26 protein-coding genes are annotated in these 24,552 nt (G+C 68.4%); 13 read left to right on the forward strand and 13 right to left on the reverse strand.

Annotation, left to right across the window (positions count from 1 at the left end; translation table 11 throughout):
• Nucleotides 1-70: 70 nt before the first annotated feature.
• The 3 genes from rpmB to FHS00_RS05935 all read left to right on the forward strand — a co-directional run bounded on the left by rpmB (nucleotide 71) and on the right by FHS00_RS05935 (nucleotide 3,576).
• Nucleotides 71-361, forward strand: a complete 291-nt coding sequence (rpmB, locus tag FHS00_RS05925; protein ID WP_183470822.1) for a 50S ribosomal protein L28 — start codon at nucleotides 71-73, stop codon at nucleotides 359-361.
• Between the two features lie 238 nt (nucleotides 362-599).
• Nucleotides 600-3,005, forward strand: a complete 2,406-nt coding sequence (hrpB, locus tag FHS00_RS05930) for an ATP-dependent helicase HrpB (RefSeq protein WP_183470824.1) — start codon at nucleotides 600-602, stop codon at nucleotides 3,003-3,005.
• Between the two features lie 124 nt (nucleotides 3,006-3,129).
• A complete protein-coding gene (locus tag FHS00_RS05935) occupies nucleotides 3,130-3,576 on the forward strand; it encodes an NUDIX hydrolase (RefSeq protein WP_246391111.1) in 447 nt (148 codons plus the stop codon).
• A gap of 41 nt (nucleotides 3,577-3,617) precedes the next feature.
• Here the strand turns inward: FHS00_RS05935 and FHS00_RS05940 are convergent, their stop codons facing one another.
• The 5 genes from FHS00_RS05940 to FHS00_RS05960 form a co-directional block, all read right to left on the reverse strand.
• Entirely contained in the window at nucleotides 3,618-4,034 is a 417-nt protein-coding gene (locus FHS00_RS05940; protein ID WP_246391114.1) for a GNAT family N-acetyltransferase, read from the reverse strand.
• Nucleotides 4,035-4,122: 88 nt separating this feature from the next.
• Nucleotides 4,123-4,644 (reverse strand): GNAT family N-acetyltransferase, encoded by a 522-nt coding sequence (locus FHS00_RS05945; protein WP_183470826.1) that lies wholly within the window; start codon nucleotides 4,642-4,644, stop codon nucleotides 4,123-4,125.
• Entirely contained in the window at nucleotides 4,641-5,567 is a 927-nt protein-coding gene (argF, locus tag FHS00_RS05950) for an ornithine carbamoyltransferase (protein WP_183470828.1), read from the reverse strand. The genes FHS00_RS05945 and argF overlap by 4 nt, the downstream gene beginning before the upstream one ends.
• An 88-nt stretch (nucleotides 5,568-5,655) precedes the next feature.
• Nucleotides 5,656-6,156 (reverse strand): GNAT family N-acetyltransferase, encoded by a 501-nt coding sequence (locus FHS00_RS05955; RefSeq protein WP_183470830.1) that lies wholly within the window; start codon nucleotides 6,154-6,156, stop codon nucleotides 5,656-5,658.
• The gene (locus tag FHS00_RS05960) at nucleotides 6,146-7,330 is read right to left on the reverse strand and encodes an aspartate aminotransferase family protein (RefSeq protein WP_183470832.1); all 1,185 of its coding nucleotides are present in this window, start codon (nucleotides 7,328-7,330) and stop codon (nucleotides 6,146-6,148) included. Before FHS00_RS05960 ends, FHS00_RS05955 begins: the two co-directional genes overlap by 11 nt.
• Nucleotides 7,331-7,581: 251 nt before the next feature.
• Here FHS00_RS05960 and FHS00_RS05965 point away from each other — a divergent pair, with 251 nt between their 5' ends.
• Together FHS00_RS05965 and FHS00_RS05970 are read left to right on the forward strand one after the other, a co-directional pair.
• The gene (locus FHS00_RS05965) at nucleotides 7,582-8,514 is read left to right on the forward strand and encodes an ATP-binding cassette domain-containing protein (protein WP_183470834.1); all 933 of its coding nucleotides are present in this window, start codon (nucleotides 7,582-7,584) and stop codon (nucleotides 8,512-8,514) included.
• Entirely contained in the window at nucleotides 8,511-9,302 is a 792-nt protein-coding gene (locus FHS00_RS05970; RefSeq protein WP_183470836.1) for an ABC transporter permease, read from the forward strand. Before FHS00_RS05965 ends, FHS00_RS05970 begins: the two co-directional genes overlap by 4 nt.
• Here the strand turns inward: FHS00_RS05970 and FHS00_RS05975 are convergent.
• The gene (locus FHS00_RS05975) at nucleotides 9,287-9,748 is read right to left on the reverse strand and encodes a GNAT family N-acetyltransferase (RefSeq protein WP_183470838.1); all 462 of its coding nucleotides are present in this window, start codon (nucleotides 9,746-9,748) and stop codon (nucleotides 9,287-9,289) included. The two genes, FHS00_RS05970 and FHS00_RS05975, sit on opposite strands and share 16 nt — an antisense overlap.
• A complete protein-coding gene (locus FHS00_RS05980) occupies nucleotides 9,745-10,548 on the reverse strand; it encodes an ABC transporter permease (protein WP_183470840.1) in 804 nt (267 codons plus the stop codon). Before FHS00_RS05980 ends, FHS00_RS05975 begins: the two co-directional genes overlap by 4 nt.
• A gap of 155 nt (nucleotides 10,549-10,703) precedes the next feature.
• On the opposite strand from FHS00_RS05980, the gene FHS00_RS05985 reads away from it, so the two are divergent.
• Nucleotides 10,704-11,294, forward strand: a complete 591-nt coding sequence (locus FHS00_RS05985; protein ID WP_183470842.1) for a GcrA family cell cycle regulator — start codon at nucleotides 10,704-10,706, stop codon at nucleotides 11,292-11,294.
• Nucleotides 11,295-11,376: 82 nt separating this feature from the next.
• Here FHS00_RS05985 and FHS00_RS05990 read toward each other — a convergent pair whose 3' ends face one another.
• A complete protein-coding gene (locus FHS00_RS05990) occupies nucleotides 11,377-11,895 on the reverse strand; it encodes a GrpB family protein (protein WP_183470844.1) in 519 nt (172 codons plus the stop codon).
• Between the two features lie 155 nt (nucleotides 11,896-12,050).
• Between FHS00_RS05990 and FHS00_RS05995 the strand changes: the two genes are divergently transcribed.
• From FHS00_RS05995 to FHS00_RS06025, 7 genes are all read left to right on the forward strand, one after another.
• On the forward strand, nucleotides 12,051-12,938 hold the full coding sequence (locus tag FHS00_RS05995; protein ID WP_183470846.1) for a metal ABC transporter substrate-binding protein: 888 nt from the start codon (nucleotides 12,051-12,053) through the stop codon (nucleotides 12,936-12,938).
• On the forward strand, nucleotides 12,938-13,834 hold the full coding sequence (locus FHS00_RS06000) for a manganese/iron ABC transporter ATP-binding protein (RefSeq protein ID WP_183471200.1): 897 nt from the start codon (nucleotides 12,938-12,940) through the stop codon (nucleotides 13,832-13,834). The genes FHS00_RS05995 and FHS00_RS06000 overlap by 1 nt, the downstream gene beginning before the upstream one ends.
• Nucleotides 13,831-14,679: a metal ABC transporter permease gene (locus FHS00_RS06005; RefSeq protein WP_221188741.1), complete on the forward strand. Its 849-nt coding sequence runs from the start codon at nucleotides 13,831-13,833 to the stop codon at nucleotides 14,677-14,679. The genes FHS00_RS06000 and FHS00_RS06005 overlap by 4 nt, the downstream gene beginning before the upstream one ends.
• Nucleotides 14,676-15,521: a metal ABC transporter permease gene (locus tag FHS00_RS06010; RefSeq protein ID WP_183470848.1), complete on the forward strand. Its 846-nt coding sequence runs from the start codon at nucleotides 14,676-14,678 to the stop codon at nucleotides 15,519-15,521. Before FHS00_RS06005 ends, FHS00_RS06010 begins: the two co-directional genes overlap by 4 nt.
• Before the next feature lie 20 nt (nucleotides 15,522-15,541).
• Nucleotides 15,542-16,921, forward strand: coding sequence for a 30S ribosomal protein S12 methylthiotransferase RimO (gene rimO, locus FHS00_RS06015; protein ID WP_183470850.1), 1,380 nt, complete (start codon nucleotides 15,542-15,544; stop codon nucleotides 16,919-16,921).
• Between the two features lie 134 nt (nucleotides 16,922-17,055).
• Entirely contained in the window at nucleotides 17,056-18,102 is a 1,047-nt protein-coding gene (locus FHS00_RS06020) for a sensor histidine kinase (RefSeq protein WP_183470852.1), read from the forward strand.
• Between the two features lie 22 nt (nucleotides 18,103-18,124).
• Nucleotides 18,125-18,463 (forward strand): response regulator, encoded by a 339-nt coding sequence (locus FHS00_RS06025; protein WP_183470854.1) that lies wholly within the window; start codon nucleotides 18,125-18,127, stop codon nucleotides 18,461-18,463.
• A gap of 188 nt (nucleotides 18,464-18,651) precedes the next feature.
• Here the strand turns inward: FHS00_RS06025 and FHS00_RS06030 are convergent, their stop codons facing one another.
• The 5 genes from FHS00_RS06030 to FHS00_RS06050 all read right to left on the reverse strand — a co-directional run bounded on the left by FHS00_RS06030 (nucleotide 18,652) and on the right by FHS00_RS06050 (nucleotide 24,441).
• Nucleotides 18,652-19,872 carry an oligopeptide/dipeptide ABC transporter ATP-binding protein gene (locus tag FHS00_RS06030; RefSeq protein ID WP_246391119.1) on the reverse strand — a complete coding sequence of 407 codons (1,221 nt, stop codon included), beginning with the start codon at nucleotides 19,870-19,872 and terminating at the stop codon, nucleotides 18,652-18,654.
• Entirely contained in the window at nucleotides 19,872-20,846 is a 975-nt protein-coding gene (locus FHS00_RS06035; protein ID WP_183470856.1) for an oligopeptide/dipeptide ABC transporter ATP-binding protein, read from the reverse strand. Before FHS00_RS06035 ends, FHS00_RS06030 begins: the two co-directional genes overlap by 1 nt.
• Complete coding sequence (locus tag FHS00_RS06040; protein WP_183470858.1) at nucleotides 20,846-21,778, reverse strand: ABC transporter permease subunit; 933 nt, start codon at nucleotides 21,776-21,778, stop codon at nucleotides 20,846-20,848. Before FHS00_RS06040 ends, FHS00_RS06035 begins: the two co-directional genes overlap by 1 nt.
• A gap of 11 nt (nucleotides 21,779-21,789) precedes the next feature.
• On the reverse strand, nucleotides 21,790-22,713 hold the full coding sequence (gene oppB, locus FHS00_RS06045) for an oligopeptide ABC transporter permease OppB (protein WP_183470860.1): 924 nt from the start codon (nucleotides 22,711-22,713) through the stop codon (nucleotides 21,790-21,792).
• Nucleotides 22,714-22,800: 87 nt separating this feature from the next.
• Complete coding sequence (locus FHS00_RS06050) at nucleotides 22,801-24,441, reverse strand: peptide ABC transporter substrate-binding protein (protein WP_183470862.1); 1,641 nt, start codon at nucleotides 24,439-24,441, stop codon at nucleotides 22,801-22,803.
• Nucleotides 24,442-24,552: the final 111 nt, after the last annotated feature.

Genomic DNA, 24,552 nt, shown 5'->3' on the forward strand with positions numbered 1-24,552 from the left:
GTTGCCGACGCCGTATCCGTGCCTTAGGGCTCGGATTTCTGCCAGGCCCCGAGACACGAAGGATGAGACCATGTCGCGCCGCTGCGAACTGACCGGAAAAGGCCCGATGACTGGCAACAATGTCAGCCACGCCAACAACAAGACCCGCCGCCGCTTCCTGCCGAACCTGCAGGACGTGACGCTGCTGTCCGACACGCTGGGCCGCGGCTTCAAGTTCCGCGTCTCGTCGCACGCGCTGCGCTCGGTCGACCACCGTGGCGGGCTCGACGCCTTCCTCGCCAAGGCGAAGGAAGAGGATCTGTCGGCCGCCGCGCTGAAGGTCAAGAAAGAGCTCGCGAAGGCCGCTTCCGCCAACGCCTGATCCTTCGGGACCGCGAATCGCAAGGCCCGGCCCTCCCACGAGGCGCCGGGCTTTTTCGCGTTCTGAGGCGCCATTCCCGAGACATGCAGAGGGCAACGAGGGCAGCCCCCCTGCCCCGGCTCGCCCCTGTGCCCTATTCATTGACAGATCGTCGTCCGCAGGTTCGACAGGCAGGCGACAGAAACCGCAATCAATGGCCGGGTGGCGCCCTCATCGCCCGGTCGGCCCGAGGCGCGACATGACCCGACTTCCCATCGACGATGCCCTGCCCGAGCTGCTCGCGGCGCTGGAGCGCGACGGTCAGGCGGTATTGATGGCGCCGCCGGGCGCCGGCAAGACGACGCGGGTGCCGCTGGCGATGCTGGACCGGGTGCCGGGACGGATCGTGATGCTGGAGCCGCGCCGCCTCGCTGCGCGCGCGGCCGCGACCCGCATGGCCGCGACGCTGGGCGAGCGCGTGGGCGACACGGTCGGCTTTCGCATTCGCGGCGAGGCCAAGGTTTCGAAGGCGACCCGGATCGAGGTCGTCACCGAGGGCATCCTGACCCGGATGATCCAATCCGACCCCGAATTGCCGGGCGTCAGTGCGGTGATCTTCGACGAATTCCACGAGCGTTCGCTCAACGCCGATCTTGGGCTGGCGCTGGCGCTCGAGATTCGTGGCGCGCTGCGCGACGATCTCGTGCTCGTCGCGATGTCGGCCACGCTCGACGCGCAGCCGGTGGCGGACCTAATGGGCGCGCCGGTGGTCGTTTCGGAGGGCCGCAGTTTCCCGGTCGAGACGCGCTGGCTCGACCGGCCGCTCGGCCCCCGGGCCCGGTTGGAGACCGAGACCGCGGCGCTGGTCGAGCGCGCGGCGGCCGAGACCGAGGGCTCGATCCTGGTCTTCCTGCCCGGCGAGGGCGAGATCCGGCGCGTGCAATCCATGCTGGAGGGGCGGCTGAACTGCCCCGTCCTGCCGCTCTACGGCGCACTCCCGCCCGCACGTCAGGCCGAGGCGCTGGAGCCGGGCGATGGCCGCCGCGTCGTGCTCGCCACCGCGATTGCCGAGACCTCGCTCACCATTCCCGACATTCGGATCGTCGTCGATGCCGGCCGGGCACGGCGCGCGCGTTTCGACCCCGGATCCGGCATGTCGCGGCTTGTGACCGAACGGGTCACCCGCGCCGAGGCCGCGCAGCGGGCGGGCCGCGCGGGCCGGGTGGCGCCCGGCATCGCCTACCGGCTCTGGACACGGGGCGAGGAAGGCGCGCTCGCCGCCTTTCCCGATCCCGAGATCGCCAGCGCCGATCTTGCGCCGCTGGCGCTGGAGCTCGCGCAGTGGGGATCGGCCGAGCTGCCCTTCCTGACGCCGCCCCCCGCCCCCGCCCTGGCCGAGGCGCGGGCGCTGCTGCGCGATCTCGGCGCGCTCGACCGGATGGGCACGATCACCGCCCATGGACGCCGCCTTGCGGCCCTGCCGCTGCATCCGAGGCTCGGACACATGCTTGAGGTGGCCGGGGTGCAGGCCGCGCCGCTGGCCGCGCTGATGGGGGAGCGCGACCCGCTGCGCGGCGCGGGCAGCGATCTGGCGCTGCGCCTCGCGGCGATCGCGGGACGGCGCGACCTTACGGCCGCGCCGGACATGGGCGCGCTGGCCCGCATTCGCGAGGAGGCAAAGCGGCTGGGGCGGCAGCGCCCCCCCGGCCCCGATCTGTCACCCGGCGCGATGGCGGCGCTGGCCTATCCCGACCGGATCGGGCTCAGGCGGCCCGGCGACGACCCGCGCTGGCTGCTCTCGGGCGGGCGCGGTGCGCGGATGGAGCCGCAGGATCCGCAGGCCGGCGCGCGGCTGATCGTCGCCACCGACCTGTCCGACGACGTACCCGAGGCGCGGATTCGGCTGGCGGCACGGGTCGAGGAGGCCGAGCTGCGCGCCCATTTCGCGGAGCGGATCGAAGAGGTCGCCTTCTGCGAATGGTCCCGGCGCGAGGGTCGCGTCGTCGCGCGGCAACAGGAACGGCTCGGCGCGATCGCCCTGACCGACAGGATCTGGCGCGACGCGCCCGAAGAGGAGGTCGCCCGCGCGATGATTGACGGGGTGCGCCAACTGGGCCTGCGCCCCTCCCCCGCCGCCGAGCGCTTTCGCGCCCGCGTGCGTTTGGTGCGCGAGGGCAGCGCCGACCTGCCGGACATGTCGGACGAGGCGCTGCTGGCCAGTCTCGAAGATTGGCTGCTGCCCTATCTCGGCGGGGTCCGCAGCGCCGGCGACTGGAAGGGCTTCGACCTGCTGGGACCGTGGCGCGCGATGCTCGACTGGGGCCAGACCCAGGCCCTCGACCGCGAGGCGCCGCCGGGCTTCACCACCCCACTCGGCCGGCAGGTCCCGATCGATTACGGCGGCGCCCAGCCCGAGGTGGCGCTCCGGCTGCAGGAGGTGTTCGGCGTGACGCGCCATCCGACGGTGGGCGGCACGCCACTGAAGATGACGTTGCTTTCGCCCGCCGGCCGCCCGGTTCAGGTCACCGACGACCTGCCCGGCTTCTGGGCCAGCTCCTATTCGGACGTGCGCAAAGACATGCGCGGCCGCTATCCGCGCCACCCCTGGCCCGAGGATCCGACCGAAGCGGCCCCGACGCTGCGCGCCAAGCCGCGCGGGACCTAGCGGCAATCGCGCCACATTTTTCGCAAAGCCGGACCCGGTTGATGGGTCAGATTGCATTACCTGTTCATGATGTTATGTTACCGGCCACAAGAACAAGAACGGTACGATTTTTCCGAGGCAGCAAATGACCCCCAAGGACCTCCCGGACGACATGTCCGGCAGCTACACCACCCCGATCCACCGGCAGCTCGCAGCCCTGTGCCATCGCAAGGGCAAGAAGGGCCGCGAAGTGCTGCTCGTGACCTCGTCGGAGGGCCGCTGGATCCTGCCCAAGGGCTGGCCGATCGATGGGATGCGCGACAGCGACGCGGCGCTGGTCGAGGCCTGGGAGGAAGCGGGTGTGCGCGAGGGCAAGGTCAAGCGCAAGCCGATCGGCACCTTCGTCGCGGTCAAGCTGAGCAAGCATGGCGACGAGGAGATCTGCGTGACCCGCGTCTTCGAGGTGAAAGCCAAGAAGGTGCTCGACGACTACCCGGAGGTGAAGCGCCGCGACCGCCGCTGGGTCCCGGCCAAGGTCGCCGCGCGACTCGTTACCGAGGATGGTCTGCGCGAGATCCTGCGCGAGATGTGATCGGGTCGAGGACGTATCTCTTGCGGATGGCGCCCTCGAAATCACGATAGGTCTCGAACCCCAGCTTCTCGTAATAGCCGAGCCCCAGGGTATTCGAGGCGCCGATCGTGGCGTCGATGGCGGGCAGCCCGCCGCGCCGCCGTCTCGGTCGCGGCAAACAGCGACCGCCCGAGACCACGCCCCCGCGCTGCAGGGGCCATGTAGGTGCCGATGATGCCCCATCCCGGCGTCACGTCGTAAGGGTTGCCGGGCCAGGCGCGCTTGAGCGACTGGAAGCCGCAGACGCGGCCTTCGTCCACCGCCACAGAACAGAGAACCGAGGCCGGATGCGCGACGTAATGCGCCTGCACATGCGCGGCGTCGCGGGGCCGGTCGCTGCCCCATTCGGCGAGTACAGCAGCGGCAAGCACCGCGCTCATGCCGGCGGCGTCATCCGCCCGGGCCTTCCTGATCTGCATCGCCCCTCTCGAATCGTCGTTTGCGGAGCACCCTGACGCGGAGGGGTCGAGGGGGCACGCGGCCGCGACGCGCCCTATCGGCGGGGCTTCACAGGTCGCGCTGGTAATGCAGGAGCGGCAGGGGCTGGCCGTGCAGTTCCGCATCCTGCAGCGCCCGGCCGGTCGGCACGAAGCCGTTGGCCTCCAGCACCCGGATCGAGGCGGCGTGCTGCCGCGCCACCCGCGCCTCCAGCCGATCGATCCCGATCTCGCGCGCCAGATGGAGCGCCGCGCCCAGCGCCGCGCGGGCAAGACCGCGCCCGGCCTGATCCGGCCCGATCCGGTAGCCGACTTCGGCTTGCCATCCCCCGGGCCCCTCGGTGATGCCGGTCAGGTTGACGCGGCCCAGGATCGTGCCGTCGGGCGCGCGCACGAGGAAGAAGCGGGCTTGCTCGGCCTCGGCCCCGTCCAGCATCCCCTGCAGGATCACAGCGAGGGCGACGGGATCGAAATAGGCATCGGGGCGCGGCGGCACCCGTTGCTCGAACCAGTCCCGGCTCGCCGCTTCGAAGGCCGAGAGCGCCTCGGCATCCTCGACCCTGAGCGGCGCGAGCCGGAATTCGGGCGTCACGCGCCCAGGCACCAGCGCATCACCGCCTTCTGGGCATGCAGCCGGTTCTCGGCCTCGTCGAAGATCACCGAGGCCGGGCCGTCCATTACCTCGCTCGTCACCTCGTCGTCGCGATGCGCGGGCAGGCAGTGCATGAACAGCGCGTCGGGCTTGGCCCGCCCCATCAGCTCGGCATTGACCTGGTAGCCGCGCAGCTGGTTGTGGCGCCGCTCGCGGGCCGAGGCCGGGTCGTGCATCGACACCCAGGTGTCGGTGACCACCAGATCGGCGCCCTCGACCGCTGCCATCGGGTCGCGGTTGATCTCGATATTCGCGCCGGCTGCACGCGCCGCCTCGAGGATCTCCGGATCCGGATCGAGCGGCTTGGGGCCGGTGAAGACCAGATCGAAGCCGAACCGCGCGCTCGCATGGGCGAAGCTGGCGAAGACGTTGTTGCCGTCGCCGGACCAGACCACCTTGCGACCCCCGATCGGGCCGCGATGCTCCTCGTAGGTCATGATGTCGGCCATGATCTGGCAGGGATGGGTGCGGTTGGTCAGGCCGTTGATCACCGGCACGCTGGCGTATTCCGCCATCTCCAGAAGGGTCTGCTCCTCGAAGGTGCGGATCATGATCAGGTCGACATAGCGCGACAGCACCCGCGCCGTGTCGGCGATGGTCTCGCCATGGCCGAGCTGCATGTCGGTGCCCGACAGCACCATGGTCTGGGCCCCCATCTGGCGCGCGCCCACGTCGAAGCTCACCCGGGTCCGGGTCGACGGCTTCTCGAAGATCAGGGCCACCATCCGGCCGTCGAGGGGCTTCTCGTCATCGCACATGCCCTTGGGCCGGTCGCCGCGCGCGTCCTTCATGGCGCGGGCGTGATCGATCATCGAGCGCAGGTCGTCGGTGGGGGTGGGCAGGATGTCCAGGAAATGGGTCATGTCGTTCTCTCGGGTCGGATGGCGGAGGGGGAGGCATGCCCCCCGTCGCTGACGCGACTCCCCCCGGGGTATGTAAGGAATGGTGCGCTCATGCCGCCTCCAGCGTCATCAGCCGGATCGGCGTGCCGTCCTCGCAGGGCAGGATCGCATCGCCGGTGAAGCCCGCGCGCAGATAGGCGGCGATCGCGCGCTCGTTGTCCGGCGACGGATCGACCGCGACCAGCGGCGCGCCCCGCGCGATCAGCTGCAGCGCTCGATCACGCAGGAACCCGGCGCCGTGTCCCCGCCCGAGATAGGCGGGATCGCCGAGAAACGCGTCCATGCCGCGCGCGCCCTTCGGCAGATGGGCGTAATGCGGCATGTCGTAGAAATGGACTTCGTAGTCCTGCACATAGGCAAAGGGGTGGCCCGCATGCTCGACAATGCGCATGTCGGTCCCGGTGTTGCCCTCTTCCCAGTCGCGCTCGATCTCGGCCCACTCGGTGTCGGCGTCGCCCCACCAGCCGGCGATATGCGGCTCGGCGAGCCAGCGCTCGAACAGCCGCCGATCGGAGGCGACCAGCGGCCTGAAGCGGTAATCACCCGGCATCGGACCCGACCCGCGCCGCCGCCCGATCGAGCCGGGACAGCGCCTCGTCGATCTCGGCATCGGTGATGTTCAGGGGCGGCAGCAGCCGTACCACGTTGTCGGCGGCGGGCACGGTCAGCACGTTCTCGGCATAGCCCGCCTGCACCAGATCGCCCGGCGCGGCCTTGCATTTCAGCCCGAGCATCAGCCCGGTGCCGCGCACGCCTTCGAAGAGCTGCGGATGCGCGGCGACCAGCGCCTCAAGCCCCTGGCGCAGCCGCCCGGCGCGGGCGCGCACGCCCTCGAGGAAACCGTCGCCGGCCACGATCTCCATCACCTTGGCGCCCACCGCGCAGGCCAGAGGGTTGCCGCCATAGGTCGAGCCATGGGTGCCCGCTACCATGCCGGCGGCCGCGACCTCGGTCGCCAATACCGCGCCGAGCGGGAAGCCACCGCCGATGCCCTTGGCGACCATCATGATGTCCGGCGTCACGCCGGCCCATTCATGCGCGAAGAGCTTGCCGGTCCGGCCCATGCCGCACTGCACCTCGTCGAAGATCAGCAGCACGCCGATATCGTCGCACAATTCGCGCAGGCCCTTCAGGCAGTGGTCGGGCACCGGGCGGATGCCGCCCTCGCCCTGTACCGGCTCGATCAGGATGGCGCCGACATCGGCCTGTGCCGCCGCCTCGCGAAGCGCCTCGTGATCGCCCCAGGGCAGCTGGGTGAAGCCCGGCAGCAGCGGACCGAAGCCCTTGGTCATCTTTTCCGTGCCGACGGCGGCGATGGCGGCCGAGGAGCGGCCATGGAAGGCGCCTTCGAAGGTCAGGATGCGGGTGCGCGCGGGCTCGCCCTTATCGTGCCAGTACTTGCGCGCCATCTTCACCGCCAGCTCCATCGCCTCGGTGCCCGAGTTGGTGAAGAAGCAGGTATCGGCGAAGGTCGCCTCGACCAGCGCGTCGGCGAGCCGCTGCTGCGCCGGGATCTGGTAGAGGTTCGAGACGTGCCACAACGCGTGCGCCTGCGTCGTCAGCGCATCGACCAGCGCCGGGTTGGCGTGGCCCAGCGCGTTGACCGCGATGCCCGCGCCCAGGTCGAGATATCGCCGCCCGTCCTCCGTCTCCAGCCAGACGCCTTCACCCTTCACGAAGGCAAGCGGCGCGCGGTTGTAGGTCGGCAGGATCGAGGGGATCATGGCTGTGGTCCTTCAGGAAGCCCCGTTGGTGCCGCAGCGGCAGGGGCGAGTCAATCGGCGGATGGAGGAATGACGCGAATGCGCCGGGCCGCGGAGCGAAAGCGCTTCAGCGTCGGCGTCGAGGCGCAGAAATGGCGGCAAACTGCGTCATGCGCGCGACGTTAGGCGAGGATGCGCGGAACGAAAAGAGGAAAACGCGCGCCTCCGCCGAGGCCCGTGCTAGCCTGCGGCGACACGGCAGGAGGGACGGCATGGAGATGGAACCGGCGATCCGGGCGCGCGGGCTGCGGCGGGCATTCGGCGATCTGCGGGCGGTGGACGGCATCGACCTCGACGTCCCGCGCGGCACGATCTTCGCCATCCTCGGCCCCAATGGCGCGGGCAAGACCACGCTGCTGCGCATTCTCGCCACGCTGACCCGCGCCGATGCGGGCGAGGCGCGGGTGATGGGCCATGACCTCGCCCACGAGCCGGACAAGGTCCGCGCCGCCATCGCCATGACCGGCCAGTTCGCTTCGCTCGACGAGGATCTCACGGGTCGCGAGAACCTCGTCATGCTGGCCCGGCTGTGGGGCTTCGGCTGGCGCGCGGCGCGGCAGCGCGCGGCCGAGCTGTTGGCTGCCTTCGACCTCTCCGACGCCGCCAGGAAGCAGGTAAAGGACTACTCGGGTGGCATGCGGCGCAGGCTCGACATCGCGGCCTCGCTGATCGTGACGCCGGGCGTGCTGTTTCTCGACGAACCGACCACCGGGCTCGACCCCTCGGCCCGCGCCGGGGTCTGGCGGCTGATCCGCGGGCTCGCCGCCGAGGGGGTGACGATCCTGCTCACCACGCAATACCTCGAGGAAGCGGATCAGCTGGCGAGCCGGATCGCGGTGATCGACCACGGCCGCAAGATCGCCGAAGGGACGAGCCGCGAGCTCAAGGCGCAGACCGGCTCGGGCGTTCTCCACGTCACCCCGCTCGATCCGGGCAACCGCGCGATCGCGCTCGGCATTCTCGGCGAGACCGCGCAGGCCGACCCAGAGGGCGCGCGGCTTTCGGTGCCGGTGGCCGACGATACCGAGGCCGCGGCGCATCTGGCGCGGCTGGCAGAGGCAGGAATCCGGCTGGCGGAATTCTCGCTCGGGGCGCCGAGCCTCGACGAGGTGTTCTTCGCCCTCACCGGAAAGGAAGCGGCATGAGCGCCCCCCTGCCCCAGGGGCCGCGCCCCGCGCCGCCCTCGCCCGCCTCGACCTCGCTGACCTTCGCGTGGCGCGCGGTGCTCAAGTTCAAGCATGTGCCCGAGCAGCTCTTCGATCTGGTGATGACGCCGATCATGTTCACGCTGCTCTTCACCTTCATCTTCGGCGGTGCGCTGGCAGGCTCCTCCACCGCCTATCTGCAATGGTTCATCCCCGGCATCCTGGTGCAGACGACGGTGTTCAATACGGTCTATTCCGGGATGGGGCTGTCGACCGACCTGTCGAAGGGGCTGTTCGACCGGTTCCGCTCCCTGCCGATCTGGTCGCTTGCCCCCTTTGCCGGGCTGATGGTGGGCGACATGCTGCGCCACACCATCGCCGGGGCGATCATCCTCGGCATCGGGCTCGCGCTGGGCTACCGCCCCGAGGCGGGGCTGCCCGGCATCCTCGCCTCCTTCGCGCTGCTGCTGGCGATCGGTTTCGGTTGGGGCTGGATCTTCATCGTGCTGGGGCTGGTGGTGCGCACGCCGATGACGGTGATGACGCTCGGCTTTGCGGTGCTGTTCCCGGTCACCTTCGCCTCGAACATCATGGTCGACCCCGCCACCATGCCGGGCTGGTTGCAGGCCTTCGTCGCGGTGAACCCTGTGTCGCTGATGACCACGGCGCTGCGCGCCTTGATGGCTGGTACCGCCGGTTGGGGGGAGATCGGCCGCGCCCTGCTGGCGCCCGCGATCCTGACCGCGCTTCTAGCGCCGCTGGTGCTCTGGCTCTATCGCCGCAGGTAGCGCCGCCAGCACAGCCGATCCGGGCGGGTCGCCGGGACCGGCGTGAACAAATTGCGCTCCAGCACCCGGATCGAGCCGGCATTGCCCGGGTCGGTCTCGGCCAGCAGGGCGTCCAGCCCTTCGTCCCGCGCCCGTTCGACGAAGGCCGCGACGGCGGCGCCGGCCAGCCCCCGGCCGCGTTGCGCGGGCGAAATCGCATAGCCGAAGCCGGCATGGCCCCGCGCGTCGGGAAACCCCGACACCACGAACCCCACCATCAGGTCGTCCTCGACCACTAGGCAGGCGCCCCAGCCCTGACGGGCGCGGAGCAGCTCGCATTGCCGGGCCATGAGCATCGCCTCGGGCACCGTGACCAACCCGGCCCCTGGCAGCTTCAGCCCCTGCGGCGGCAGCCCCACCGCGAGACGCTCGAAATCCGCCGGGACCGCGTCGCGCAGCGGGCTCACGGCTTGAGCCTGTAGCCCTTGCTGAGCCAGGTCCAGGCAAAGCCCAGTACCGCCACGCAGGACAGCAGCGCCACGCCGAGGCCGAGCAGCGGCGGGCTGTCGGAGACCCCGATCATGCCGAAGCGGGCGCCGTCGATCAGGTAGAAGAACGGGTTAAGATGGCTCAGCGCCTGCATGAAGTCCGGCAGCGCGTCGATCGAGTAGAAGGTGCCGGACAGGAAGGCCAGCGGCGTCACCAGGAAGTTGGTGATCGCGGCGAGCTGATCGAACTTCTGCGCGTAGATCCCGGCGATCAGGCCCAGCGCCCCCATGAAGACCGACCCCAGCACCCAGAAGGCCAGTGCCCAGAGCGGATGCGCCAGCCCGATGCCGAGGAACAGCCAGACGCCAATCGCGATCACCACTGCCACGATCAGGCCGCGCGCCACCGATCCCGCCACATAGCCCGCCAGTACCTCCGCCGGGGACAGCGGCGCCATCAGCGTGTCGACGATGTTGCCCTGCACCTTGGCCGAGGCGAGCGAGGAGGAAGTATTGGCGAATGCCTGCTGGATCACCGTCATCATCAGCAGGCCGGGCGCCAGGAAATGCAGGAACTCGACCCCCATGACCTCGCCGCGGCGCGGGCCGATGGCTATGGTGAAGATCAGCAGGAACAGCGCCGCGTTGATCAGCGGCGCCATCACCGTCTGCGCCCAGACGTTGAGAAAGCGACGGATCTCGCGACTGGCCAGCGTCGCGGTTCCCAATGTGTTGAACCGCCCGAAGCGGCGGATGCCTTGGTCCGTGTCGATGCTCATTTGCGCGCCTCCTGAGGTCGGGGTTGTAGCCGTCATGCGCGCGGTGGCAAGGTAGGAGACCCCGCGGCGCGGGTTGAACTGCTCGGCAGAGCCGGGTAAATCGGCACGTCGCAACTGAAACGGCGGGCCACCGCCCAACCGATCGGAGGCATTGCATGTCCTGGACCGACGAGCGCGTCGAAACGCTCAAGAAGATGTGGAACGAGGGCCAGTCGGCGAGCCAGATCGCCAAGGAACTGGGCGGCGTGACGCGCAACGCGGTGATCGGCAAGGTCCACAGGCTCGGCCTGTCGAACCGTACCGGCGTGGCCCCGCAGCCCAGCCCGGCACCGCAGCCGAGCGCTGCCTCGGCGCAGCCCTCCGCCCCCGCCGCCGCGCGGCCGGAGCCCGCGCCGCAGCCTGCGCCCGAGCCCGCCGCGGAGGCCGACGAGGCCGAGGACGCGCCGATCCCGATGAGCGCGGCACGCCGCGCCATCATCCCGGCCGGCCAGCCGCTGCCGCCGCAGCCTTCGGCCAACGAGATCAGCCCCGAGGCGCTGGCCAAGGTCTCCGAAGTGGAAAAGGGCGCCAAGAAGCTGACGCTGATGGAGCTGACCGAGAAGACCTGCAAATGGCCGGTGGGCGATCCCGCCACCGACAATTTCTGGTTCTGCGGCCTGCCGACGCAATCGGGCAAACCCTATTGCGAAGCGCATGTCGGCGTCGCCTTCCAGCCGATGTCCTCGCGCCGCGACCGTCGGCGCTGAAACCATCGGTTTCGGGCCGATCACGAAGGGGCTGCCGTCGGGCAGCCCCTTTTTCGTTGCGGGACCGGAGCCGGGCGCGGGGTCATTTCCGTCGGGACCACGCCAGCGCCTCGGCCTCGATCCTCGCGATGAAGGGTGCCTTGCCGCTCTGATAGGCCTCGCGCGACGAGACCCCGCCACGGGTCAGCCGGGCCTTCAGCCGGTCATACTCCGCCGCCCGCCCGGGATGCTGGCGCAGGTAGTCGCGGAAGGCGATGTGCCGCGCGACATGCGGATCCCCCGTCGCGTAGACATGCAGGTGATGCGTGCGCCGCCCCGCCCCGTCGGCCTTGAGAAAGTACCGTCGGCCCGCGATGCCATGAGCGCCGAGCGCCTCGTAGCCCAGCGCCATTAGGGCCCCATTCCGGTCCTCCAACGCCCGCAACTCCGTGACTTCTCCGAGCATGTCGATGACCGGCTTGGCACGGATGCCGGGGATCGCGGTGCTGCCGATATGGTGCAGTATGATCTCCATCCCCGGCAGCGCCGCCCGGATGGCCGTCGCCTCGGCGTGGTAGAGATTGGACCAGCGCGGATCATGGGGAAGGACGAAATCCTGCATGTGACCTGACCTACCCGGCCGATGTCGCCCTCTCAAGGCTGCCGGCCAGCCGGGCACGGCTCGAGCTTAGTTGAGAATTATTCTCAATCCAGTTGACTTCTTGCGAATGGTTCGCATCTTAGCGTGAGCAGAGTTCCTGACATCCGGAGACCATGATGCGCCTATCGTCCCTTCTCGCCCTCGGCCTGACGGCTATCGCCCTGCCCGCCGCCGCCGAAGACAAGCTCAAGGTGGCGACGAGTTTCACCGTGATCGCCGACATGGCGCGCAACGTCGCGGGAGACGCGGCCGAGGTGGTGTCGATCACCAAGCCCGGCGCGGAAATCCACAACTACCAGCCCACCCCGCGCGACATCCTCGGCGTGCGCGACGCCGATCTGGTGCTGTGGAACGGGCTGAACCTCGAGCTGTGGTTCGAACAGTTCCTCGACAATGCCGGCGACCGGCCTGCCGCGGTGATCTCCGAGGGGATCGAGCCGATCTCGATCTCCGGCGGCAATTATGAGGGCAAGCCCAACCCCCATGCCTGGATGAGCCCGGACAACGCCGCGATCTATGTGGACAACATCCGCGACGCGCTCAGCGAGGCCGACCCGGAGAACGCCGAGACCTATGCGGCGAATGCCGAGGCCTACAAGAAAGAGATTGCCGCGATGATCGAGCCGCTCCGGGCCGAGATCGAGAAGGTCCCTGAGCAAAAGCGCTGGCTCGTCTCCTGCGAGGGGGCGTTCAGCTACCTCGCCCGCGACCTCGGGCTGCGCGAGCTCTATCTCTGGCCGATCAACGCCGACGCCACCGGCACGCCGCAGCAGGTGCGCAAGGTGATCGACGGGGTGCGCGAGCACGAGATCCCGGCGGTGTTTTGCGAAAGTACCGTCAACACCGACCCTGCCAAGCAGGTCGCACGTGAAACAGGCGTGGCTTATGGCGGTGAGCTCTACGTCGATTCGCTCTCCGAAGAGGGCGGCCCGGTACCGAGCTATCTCGAGCTGCTGCGCGTCACCACCGAGACCGTCGCACGCGGCCTGAACGGGGGCGAATGATGGATGCCCGCGCCTTTCCCGAACACGCGACAGGCGCCGGCGCGGGGCTGAGCGCCGAGGGCGTCACCGTCTCCTACCGCAACGGCGTCACGGCGCTGCGCGAGGCGAGCTTCGCGTTGCCCGTCGGCACGATCTCCGCGCTGGTCGGCGTCAATGGCGCGGGCAAATCCACCCTGTTCAAGGCGATCATGGGCTTTCTGCCGCTGGCTCGCGGCTCGATCTCGATCCTCGGCCAGCCGGTCAAGCAAGCGCTGAAATCCGGGCTGGTGGCCTATGTGCCGCAGGCCGAGGAGGTCGACTGGTCCTTCCCCGTGCTGGTCGAGGACGTGGTGATGATGGGTCGCTATGGCCGCATGGGCTTCCTGCGCCGTCCCCGCCCGGCGGACCACGCCGCCGTCACCTCGGCGCTGGAGCGGGTCGGCATGACCGATTTCCGGCATCGCCAGATCGGCGAGCTGTCGGGCGGCCAGCGCAAGCGGGTCTTTCTCGCCCGCGCGCTGGCGCAGGACGGGCGGGTGATCCTCCTCGACGAGCCCTTCACCGGCGTCGACGTTCAGACCGAGGAGGCCATCATCCGCCTGCTGCGCGAACTGCGCGACGAGGGCCGGGTGATGCTGGTCTCGACCCACAACCTCGGCTCGGTGCCCGAGTTCTGCGACCGCACCGTGCTCGTGAAGGGCACGGTTCTGGCGCATGGCCCGACCCGGGAGGTGTTCACGCGCGACAACCTCGAGCGCGCCTTCGGCGGCGTGCTGCGGCACTTCGTGCTGGGCGGCGCCGAACTGCACCAGGACGAGGATGCCCGCAAGCTGCGGATCCTGTCGGACGACGAACGCCCACTGGTGTTCTACGACGACCGCCAGCAGACCGGCGGCAGCAATGGGGACGAGCGATGATCGAGACGCTCGCCCAGCCGTTCACCTATGGCTACATGCTCAACGCGATGTGGGTCTCGGCCCTCGTCGGCGCGGTCTGCGCCTTCCTGTCGGCCTATCTGATGCTCAAGGGCTGGTCGCTGATCGGCGACGCGCTCTCGCATTCTATCGTGCCGGGCGTCGCGGGCGCCTACATGCTCGGCCTGCCCTTCGCGCTGGGCGCGTTCCTCTCGGGCGGGCTGGCCGCCGCCGCGATGCTGTTCCTCAACCAGCGCACCGGCCTCAAGGAGGACACGGTGATCGGCCTGATCTTCACCGGCTTCTTCGGGCTGGGGCTGTTCATGGTCTCGGTCTCGCCGACGCCGGTGGACGTGCAGACCATCATCCTCGGCAACATCCTCGCCATCACGCCCGAGGACACGCTCCAGCTCGCCATCATCGGCGCGGTCTGCCTGACGGTGCTGCTGCTGAAATGGAAGGATTTGATGGTCGCCTTCTTCGACGAGACCCATGCCCGCTCGGTCGGGCTGCGCCCCGGCCTTCTGCGCTTCGTCTTCTTCGTGCTGCTCTCGGCGGCCTGCGTCGCCGCGCTGCAGACCGTGGGCGCGTTCCTTGTCATCGCCATGGTGGTGACGCCCGGCGCCACCGCCTACCTGCTCACCGACCGCTTTCCGCGACTGATCATGATCGCCGTGGCGCTGGGTTCTGTCACGAGCTTCGTCGGCGCCTATGTCTCCTTCTTCCTCGACGGCGCGACGGGGGGCATCATCATCACGCTGCAGACGCTGATCTTCCTTCTAGCCTTCGTTTTCGCGCCCAAGCATGGCTGGTTGGCGGCGCGGGCCCGCGCGAGGGCGGCGCTATGAACGACCTCCTTCTTCCCTTCCAGCTCGACTTCATGCGCGACGCCTTCATCATCGGCGGCATGATCGCCGTGCCCTGCGCGCTGCTGTCGTGCTTTCTGGTGCTCAAGGGCTGGTCGCTGATGGGCGACGCCGTCAGCCACGCGGTGCTGCCCGGCATCGTGCTGGCCTACATCCTCAACATCCCGCTGCTGATCGGCGCCTTCGTCGCTGGCATGGCCTGCGCGCTGGCCACCGGCTTTCTCACCGATCACAGCCGGATCAAGCAGGACACGGTGATGGGTGTGGTCTTCTCGGGCATGTTCGGCATGGGGCTGGTGCTCTACACTTGGATCGAGAGCGAGGTGCATCTCGATCACATCCTGTTCGGCAACATGCTTGGCATCGACGCGCAGGACCTGTGGACGGCCGGCATTGTCGGCGGGCTGGTCAGCCTCGCGCTGCTCGTGCGCTGGCGGGACCTGATGCTGCACGCCTTCGACGCCGCCCATGCACGCGCGCTGGGGCTGCCGGTGGCGCTGTTCCACTACGGCCTGCTGGCGCTCCTTTCGCTGACCATCGTCTCGACGCTCTCGGCGGTCGGCATCATCCTCGCCATCGGCCTGCTGATCGCGCCGGGGGCGATCGCCTTCCTCGTCACGCGCCGCTTCGGGGCGATGCTCGCCGTCGCCGTGGCGGTGACGCTGGTGGCGAGCTGGGGCGGCATCTATGCCAGCTTCTGGATCGACAGCGCGCCGGCACCGACGATCATCCTCGGACTCACGCTGATCTTCATCGCGGCCTTCCTGTGGAAGTCCATCACGATCCGGCGGGCCGAGAACGGGAGGGCTTCCCAGACGGGCTGAGAGCCTTTATCTGGCGCCGGATGCAGAACCCGCCGAATCTCCGCCCCGACCTCGCCCCCAAGGCGCGCCTCGTCGACAGTCCCCGCATCGGCCAGCCGACCATCGGCATGGTGTCGCTCGGCTGCCCAAAGGCGCTCGTGGACAGCGAGCGCATCCTGACCCGGCTCCGGGCCGAGGGCTACGCCATCTCGCCCGACTATGCCGGGGCCGACGCGGTGATCGTCAACACCTGCGGCTTTCTTGACAGCGCCAAGGCCGAGAGCCTCGATGCCATCGGCGAAGCGCTCAAGGAGAACGGCAAGGTGATCGTCACCGGCTGTCTCGGGGCCGAGCCCGACTACATCACCGGCACGCATCCGCGCGTCCTCGCCGTGACCGGCCCGCATCAATACGAGCAGGTGCTCGACGCCGTGCACGGCGCGGTGCCGCCGGCGCCCGACCCCTTCATCGACCTGCTGCCGGCCTCTGGCGTGTCGCTGACGCCGCGGCATTTCAGCTATCTGAAAATCTCCGAGGGCTGCAACCACAAGTGCAAGTTCTGCATCATCCCCGACATGCGGGGACGGCTGCAGTCGCGCCCGGCGCACGCGGTGATGCGCGAAGCCGAGAAACTGGTGGAGGCGGGCGTGCGCGAGCTCCTGGTGATCAGCCAGGACACCTCCGCCTACGGCCTCGACATCCGCCATGCCGATGAGCGCGGCCACCGCGCCCATATCACCGATCTGGCGCGTGATCTGGGCTCGCTCGGTGCCTGGGTGCGGCTGCACTACGTCTACCCCTACCCGCATGTGCGCGACCTGATCCCGCTGATGGCGGATCCGAATTCCGGCCTGCTGCCCTATCTCGACATCCCGTTCCAGCACGGCCACCCGGACGTGCTCAAGCGCATGGCCCGGCCCGCCGCGTCCGCAAAGACGCTCGACGAGATCGCGGCCTGGCGCGCGATGTGCCCGGACATCACCCTGCGCTCGACCTTCATCGTCGGCTATCCCGGCGAGACCGAGGCCGAGTTCGAGTACCTGCTCGACTGGCTTGACGAGGCGCAGCTCGACCGGGTCGGCTGCTTCCAGTACGAGAACGTCGCCGGCGCCCGCTCCAACGACCTGCCCGACCATGTCCCCGACGCGGTCAAGCAGGAGCGCTGGGAGCGCTTCATGCAAAAGGCGCAGGCGATCTCCGAGGCCAAGCTTCAGGCCAAGGTCGGCCGCCACCTGCAGGTCATCGTCGACGAGGTCGACGAGGAGGCCGCGACCTGCCGCACTATGGCCGATGCGCCTGAGATCGACGGCAACCTGTTCATCGATGACGGCCACGAGATCCTCAAGCCGGGCGACATGCTCACCGTGCAGGTTGACGAGGCCGGAGAGTACGATCTCTGGGGCCGGATGGTGGGCAGCTGAGCCATGATTGTGACGGCCCGTCAGTGTTGCCGACAGGCGTCGCGCGCTAGATTGCCGGGAAATGGCCTCTGGCAGCGCCGGCGCCGCGCTGGCAGGGTCAACTGACCGCGCGACAGACGGAGACTCGATTCCTTATGCAAAAATTGCAAGCGCGCCCCCTCGACGATGCCCAGCGGCGGCTCCATGCCGTGCTCAACAATGCCAGCGTCTCGATCTTCCTGATGGATGACAGGCAACAATGCGTCTACATGAACCGCGCCGCCGAACTTCTAACCGGCTGGACGCTGGAAGAGGTCGTGGCGCTCGACAAGCCGCTGCACGACATCATCCACCACACCTATCCCGACGGCCGGCACTTCCCGCTGCATGAATGCGCCATCGACCGCGCATTTCCCGAGCACAACCAAACCCAGGGCGAAGAAATCTTCGTCCACCGCGACGGCCATTTCTACCCGGTCGGTTTTACCGCCAGCCCGATCCGCGACGAGGAAAGCCAGACCATCGGCACGATCATCGAGGTACGCGACATCTCCGAGGAGAAGCGGGCCGGAGAACGGCAGCGGCTGCTGGTCAACGAGCTGAACCACCGGGTGAAGAACACCCTCGCCACCGTGCAGTCGATCGCCTGGCAGACCTTCAAGGGCACCGATCCCGAAACCTTTGAGCGGTTCTCGGGACGGCTGACCACGTTGTCGCGCGCCCACAACGTGCTAACCGAGACCGCCTGGGCGCAGGCCTCGCTGCGCGAGATCGCCGATGCCGCGATCGAAACGCTGGCGCCGGGCCGGATCACCGCCACCGGGCCTGACATCGCCCTTCACCCCAAGGCCGCGGTCAGCCTGTCGATGGCGCTGCACGAGCTGGGTACCAACGCGCTGCGCTACGGCGCGCTGTCCAGCGAGGGCGGGCAGGTCACGCTGGAATGGTCGGCCGAGCCCGAAGCCGGCGACGGCACTCGGCTGACGCTCGACTGGGTCGAGCGCGGCGGTCCCCGCATCGGCAAGCCCGAAAAGCGCGGCTTCGGCCTGCGGCTGATCGAACGGCAGATCGCGATGGAGTTCGGCGGTGCCGCCACGGTCGAGTTCCCGCCCGAGGGGCTGACCTGCCGCATCAGCATGACGGTACCCCCCCTGCCCGACCCGGTCGTGCTCACCCCCGTTACCGGTGCGCCACGTGGTTAGAAACGAACTAGATGGCGCAAGGGTGCTCTTCGTCGAAGACGAGAGCATCCTTGCCATGCTCGGCGAGGACGTGCTGAGCGAGGCAGGCTGCGCCGTCATCGTCGCGATGCGGCTGAACGAGGCGATGCAGATCGCCCGCGAGTCCGAGATCGACCTTGCGATCATCGACGTCAATCTGGGCAACGAGACGAGCTATCCGCTGGCCGAATGGCTCAAGACCCGCGGCATCCCTTTCGTTTTCGCGACCGGCTACGCCAAGGCCGGGCTGTCGCCGGGCTTCGCCGCCTATAGCTGCGTGCAGAAGCCCTATGACCCGGATCAGCTGATCGCCGCCGCGCGCGGCGCCCTGGCGCATGGCTGAAAGCCTCTGAGCGCCACCCTCCCTATTTCCAACTCGTAAAACTCGCCCGCGTCGGAGAGTGCCTCCGCGCCTTGCGGGGACGTGGGCCTGTCTCGATTGGCCGAGGAGTGCCCGGCACGACGAAGCCGCGCGGCGTCATGCCGCGCGGCTTCCTTCGCATCAGGTAAGTGGCGTTCCTTGCAGGCCAGCTAGCCCGCCATCCGCCGCGCCGCGTCGAGCACGCTGGGCTCCTTATGGTAGGGACAGGCCACGCGGTGACCGTTCCCCAGGTCGAGCATCGGCGGCAGGCCTTCGGCGCAATCGGGGCGCGCCTTGGGGCAGCGGGTCCGGAACACGCAGCCCGAGGGTGGGCTCATCGGCGAGGGCAGCTCGCCGCCGAGCACCGGGCGCTGGCGCTGGCGCTCCAGCACCGGATCCGGGATCGGCACGGAGGCGATCAGCGCCTGCGTGTAGGGGTGCTCGGGATTGGTGACCAGCGCCTTGGACCGCGCCACCTCCATCACCCGGCCCAGATACATCACCACGATCCGGTCGGAGACGTGCTTCACGACCGACAGGTCATGCGCGATGAAGATCATCGCCAGCCCCATGTCGCGCTGCAGCTCCTTCAGGAGGTTCACCACCTGCGCCTGCACCGACACGTCGAGCGCCGAGACCGGCTCGTCGCAGATCAGCAGCTTGGGCTTGAGGATCAGCGCCCGGGCGATGCCGATCCGCTGGCACTGCCCGCCCGAGAACTCGTGCGGGTAGCGATTGACGAGGTTCGGCAGCAGGCCGACTCGCTCCATCAGCTCGGCCACCCGGCGGCGGACCTCCTTGCGAGGCGTCTTGGGCTCGTGCGTGACCAGCGGCTCGGCGATGATGTCGCCCACCGTCATGCGCGGGTTGAGCGCCGCCAGCGGATCCTGGAACACCATCTGCACGTCGCGCCGATGGGCGCGGCGCTGGCGTTCGGACATCGCCGCGAGATCCTCGCCCTCGAACATCACCCGCCCGCCGGTCGAGGCGATGGTGCCGACGATGGCGCGCGCCAGCGTCGACTTGCCCGAGCCGCTCTCCCCCACGACGCCGAGGCTTTCGCCCGGCGCGAGGTCGAAGCTGATGCCGCCCACGGCGTGCAGCTTCTTCGACGGGGTCCAGGGCCAGGCGCCGCGCGGCCGGATGTCGAAGGCCACGCGCAGATCCTCGACCCGCAGGATCGGCCGGGCGAGCTTGCCGGTGCGGTCGGGACGTCCGCCATTGTCCGCCTCGGACGCGACGGGCGCGTCCTTGTGGGCGATGCCTGCCGGTTCGGGCGATGGCGGCGTGGCCACCGGCGTGCCGGAGGCGGGCGGCGCGGCGGGGGCCGGATCGGCGATCTCGTCGCGGCCGGTGGCCTCGGTGAACTTGTCGTCCTTCGGATCGGTCATCACTTCACCTCCTCGACGGGGGCATGGCAGGCGCGGCGCAGCATCGGATAGCCCTCGGCGGGCAGCAGCTCGGGCCGGATCGTCGGGCACGGCCCATGCGCCCAGGCGCAGCGCGGCGTGAAGGGGCAGCCTTTCGGCAGCCGGGTCATGTCCGGCGGCTCGCCGGCGATGGTCGAGAGCGTCTCGTCGTCGCGGTCGATCCGCGGCACGGCGCGCAACAGACCCAGCGTGTAGGGATGGGTCGGCCGCTCGAACAGCTGATCGGTCGGGCCGGTTTCCATCACCTGGCCGCCATACATCACCAGCGTCCGCTCGCAGGTGTCGGCGACGATGCCGAGGTCATGGGTGATCAGGATGATCGCGGTGCCGAACTCGGCCCGGATTTCGGCCATCAGCTCCATGATCTGCGCCTGCACCGTCACGTCGAGCGCGGTGGTCGGCTCGTCCGCGATCAGCAGGCGCGGCTGGCACAGAAGCGCCATGGCGATCATGATCCGCTGCCGCATCCCGCCCGAAAACTCGTGCGGGAACATGGTGATGCGGTTCTTGGCGTCGGGGATCTTCACCGCGTCGAGCATCTTGGTGGCCTCGGCGATCGCGTCGCGCTTGGTCATGCCCTTGTGCAGAGTCAGCACCTCGGCCATCTGCTCGGAAATCCGCATGTAGGGGTTGAGCGAGGTCATCGGGTCCTGGAAGATCATGCCGATCTCCTCGGACCGCACCCGGTTCAGTTCCTTCTGCTTGAGCTCCAGCAGGTTGCGCCCGTCGTAGCGGATCTGCCCGGTGGCGCGGCCGTTGCGCGCCAGGAGCCCCATCGCGGCAAAGGCGGTCTGGCTCTTGCCCGAGCCGCTCTCGCCGACGATGGCGAGGGTCTCGCCCTCCTCGATCGAGAAGGAGACGCCGTTGACGGCGTTCACCTCGCCATCGCCGGTGGTGAAGGTGACGCGCAGGTCTTCGATATCGAGAAGTGCCATCAGCGGTCCTTGGGATCGAGTGCGTCGCGCAGGCCGTCGCCGACGAAGAAGAAGGCGAACAGCGTGACCACGAAGAAGAACAGCGGGAAGGCAAGCTGCCAGATCACGCCGTATTGCATGTTGCTCGCGCCATTGGAGATCAGCGCGCCGAGCGAGGTGTTGGGCTCTTGGATGCCGAGGCCGAGGAAGCTGATGAAGCTCTCGGTGATGATCATCTGCGGCACCAGTAGGGTGGCGTAGACGATGACCAGACCGAGCAGGTTCGGCACGATGTGGCGCAGGATGATGGTCAGGGGCCGCACGCCGGTGGCGTGCGCCGCCTCGACGAATTCCTTGCCCTTGATGGTCAGGGTCTGGCCGCGCGCGATGCGCGACATGTCGAGCCAAGAGATCAGTCCGATGCCGATGAACAGCATCAGGATCGATCGGCCGAAGATGACCAGCATCAGGATCAGCACGAACATGTAGGGCACCGACATCAGGATATCGACGGTGCGCATCATCGCCCCGTCGGTCCGCCCGCCGGCATAACCCGCGATCGCGCCGTAGAGCGTGCCGACCACCACCGCGACGGCGGCGCCGACGATGCCGACCAGAAGCGAGATCCGCGTGCCCTGCACGGTGCGCGCATAGAGGTCGCGGCCGCTGGAATCGGTGCCGAAATAGTGGCCCGTCTCCAACGAGGGCACGCCCTGCGTCGCGTTCGAGCCGATCAGCGCGAAATCGACGTAGTCGGGTTCGTACTGCGCCAGGAAGCCGCCGAAGAAGGCGAAGATGCAGACCGCGATCAGCGCCACGAGACCGGCGACGGCGGCGCGGTTGCGCATGAAGCGGGTCCGCGCGTCCTGCCACAGCGAGCGGCCCTTCACCTCTGCCGCGGCATGCGCGTCGAGCAGGCGGTCGGCGGTGTCGGGATCGGGATTGAGCGACATGTGACCCCTCCTCAATAACGGATCTTCGGGTCGATCCAGGCGTAGAGCAGGTCGACCACGAGGTTGAACAGCACCGTCAGCACGCCGACCAGAATGGTGATCCCCATGATCACCGAGTAGTCGCGGTTGAAGGCGGAGTTGACGAAGAACTGCCCGATCCCACCGGTCGAGAAGAACACGTCGATGATCACCGAGCCGGTGATCATGCCGACGAAGGCGGGCCCGAGATAGGACAGCACCGGCAGCATCGTCGGCTTGAGCGCGTGGCGCAGGATGATGCGGCTGGTCGGCAGTCCCTTGGCGCGGGCCGTCCGGATGAAGCCGGCGTTCAGCACCTCGAGCATCGAGGAGCGGGTGATCCGTGCGATCGAGGCCATGTAGGAAGTCGACAACGCGATCACCGGCAGGATCACGTATTCGATCTGCCCGCCCTGCCAGCCGCCGCCCGGCAGCCAGCCGAGCCAGAGCGTGAAGACCAGCACCAGGATCGGCGCCATGACGAAGTTCGGCAGAACCTGTGCGCCGATCGAGATGCCGACGGCGAGGTAGTCGAGCCAGGAATTGTGCCGGATCGCCGCGGCGGCGCCGAGGGAGACGCCGACCACCAGCGCCACGATGAAGCTCCAGAACCCGTAGGTGAGCGTCACCGGGAAGCCCTGAGCGATCACGTCGTTGACGGTGCGGTCGCGGTACTGGAAGGAGGGCCCGAAGTCGAAATGCACGACGACGTTCCAGACATAGTCGAACATCTGCTTCCAGTAAGGCTGATCAAGACCGTAGCGGGCCTCGATGTTGGCCATCACCTGCGCGGGCAGCGGGCGCTCGGAATTGAACGGGCCGCCGGGGGCGGCATACATCAGCGCGAAGGAGATCACGATCAGCAGAAGCAGGGTCGGGATCGCGACCGCGACGCGCCTGAGGACATAATTCAGCATGGGGGATGATACCTCGGTTCCGCCTCGGGCGGAAATGGGTCGCGCCCCCCGCGAAGGCGGGAGGCGCGATGATCAATCAGGCCGGGATTACTCCGCGGCGACGCGGTAGAGGTCCTTGGCGTACCAGTTGTCCTGCGCGTTCTCGAGCGGGTAGCCCTTGATGGCGTCGTCCATCATGAACACCGTCGCGTAGTGGTAGATCGGCAGGATCGGGAACTCCTGGGTCAGGATCTCCTCGGCCTGGGTGTAGAGCGGCAGCGGATCCTCGGCGGTCTTCGCCTCGGCCAGCAGCCCGTCGTAATCGGCATTGTTGAAGCCCGAGTCGTTGTAGGACGACCCCGAGTCCATGATGTCGAGGAAGGACGACGCCTCGTTGTAGTCGGCACACCAGCCGGCACGGGCGATCTCGTAGTTCTTGTTGTGGCGCTCCTCGAGGAAGGTCTGCCACTCCATGTTGGCCATCGAGATCTCGACGCCCAGCGTCTGCTTCCACATCTGGCCGATCGCGGTGGCCACCTGCTTGTGCGACTCGGAGGTGTTGTAGAGCAGGTCGAAGGAGAGCGGCTCGCCATCCTTGCCGTAACCGGCCTCGGCCAGCAGTTCCTGCGCCTTGGCGTTGCGCTCCTGCTGGGTCATCTGCGCCGCCTCGACGGCGGGGACTTCGAAGCCAGCGGTGGCCCAGTGGGTCAGGGTGTAGGCCGGCTTCTGGCCGCCCGCGACGACGTTGTCGACGACCACGTCACGATCGATGGCGAGGTAGAGCGCCTCGCGCACCTTCGGATCCTTGAGCGCCTCGGGACCGGAGTCGGAAACGTTCAGGTTGTAGTAGTAGGTGCACAGGTTCGGCACCGAGATCGCCTGCGCGGGATACTCTTCCGCCAGACGCGGGAACTGGCCCGCGGGCACGTCGGTCTGGTCGAACTCGCCGGCGAGATAGCGGGTCAGCGCCTGGTTCTCGTCGTTGATGATGAGCGCCTTCACCTCTTCGATGATGACGTTCTCGGCGTCCCAGTACTCGGGGTTCTTCTTGAGCGTGATGTATTCCTGCGGGACGCGATCCTCGAGCACGTAGGCGCCGTTCGACACCATGTTGCCAGGCTGGGTCCAGGCGTCACCATGCTCTTCGATCACCGACTGCGGCACCGGGAAGGTGGTGGTGTGGGTCACCATCTGCGGGAAGTAGGGCAGCGGCTGCGACAGCGTCACCTCGAGGGTGTGGTCGTCCACGGCCTTCACGCCGAGCTCGGAGGGCTCCTTGTCGCCGGCGATCACCTCGTCGACATTGGCGATCTTCATCAGGCCCATGTACCACTGGTACTCGGAGGCGGTCGCCGGGTCGGCGGCGCGCTGCCAGGAGTAGACGAAGTCCTTCGCGGTCACCGGCTCGCCATTCGACCACTTGGCGTCGTCGCGCAGGGTGAAGGTATAGGTCATGCCGTCCTCGGAGACCTCGTAGCCGGTGGCCACGCCCGGCACCACTTCGCCCTTCTCGTCCTGGTTCATCAGGCCTTCGAACAGGTTGCGGCCGATCGCCGAGCCCTCGACATCCTCGATGAGGTTGGGGTCGATCGACGGGAATTCATCGAGCACGCGGTAGGTGAAGGTCTGGTCTGCGGCGAGCTTCTCCCCGGTCTCGGGGTGCTCCATCATCGCGTGACTCTCGGCATGGGCGGCGCCGGCAATGGCGATCAGCGCCGCACCGGCGAGAAGGCGGGTCTTCAAGGTCATGAGGTCATCCCTGTGTCTGAGGCGCGAGAGCTTCGCGCCGGATGGACGTCCGCCCTTTGCGGGCGTGGTTGTGGCACGATCCTTTTGCGACATGCCGCGCAATGCAAGACT

Origin of the sequence: Limimaricola variabilis (genome assembly GCF_014195545.1) — a bacterium.
GTDB classification, from domain to species: Bacteria; Pseudomonadota; Alphaproteobacteria; order Rhodobacterales; family Rhodobacteraceae; genus Limimaricola; species Limimaricola variabilis.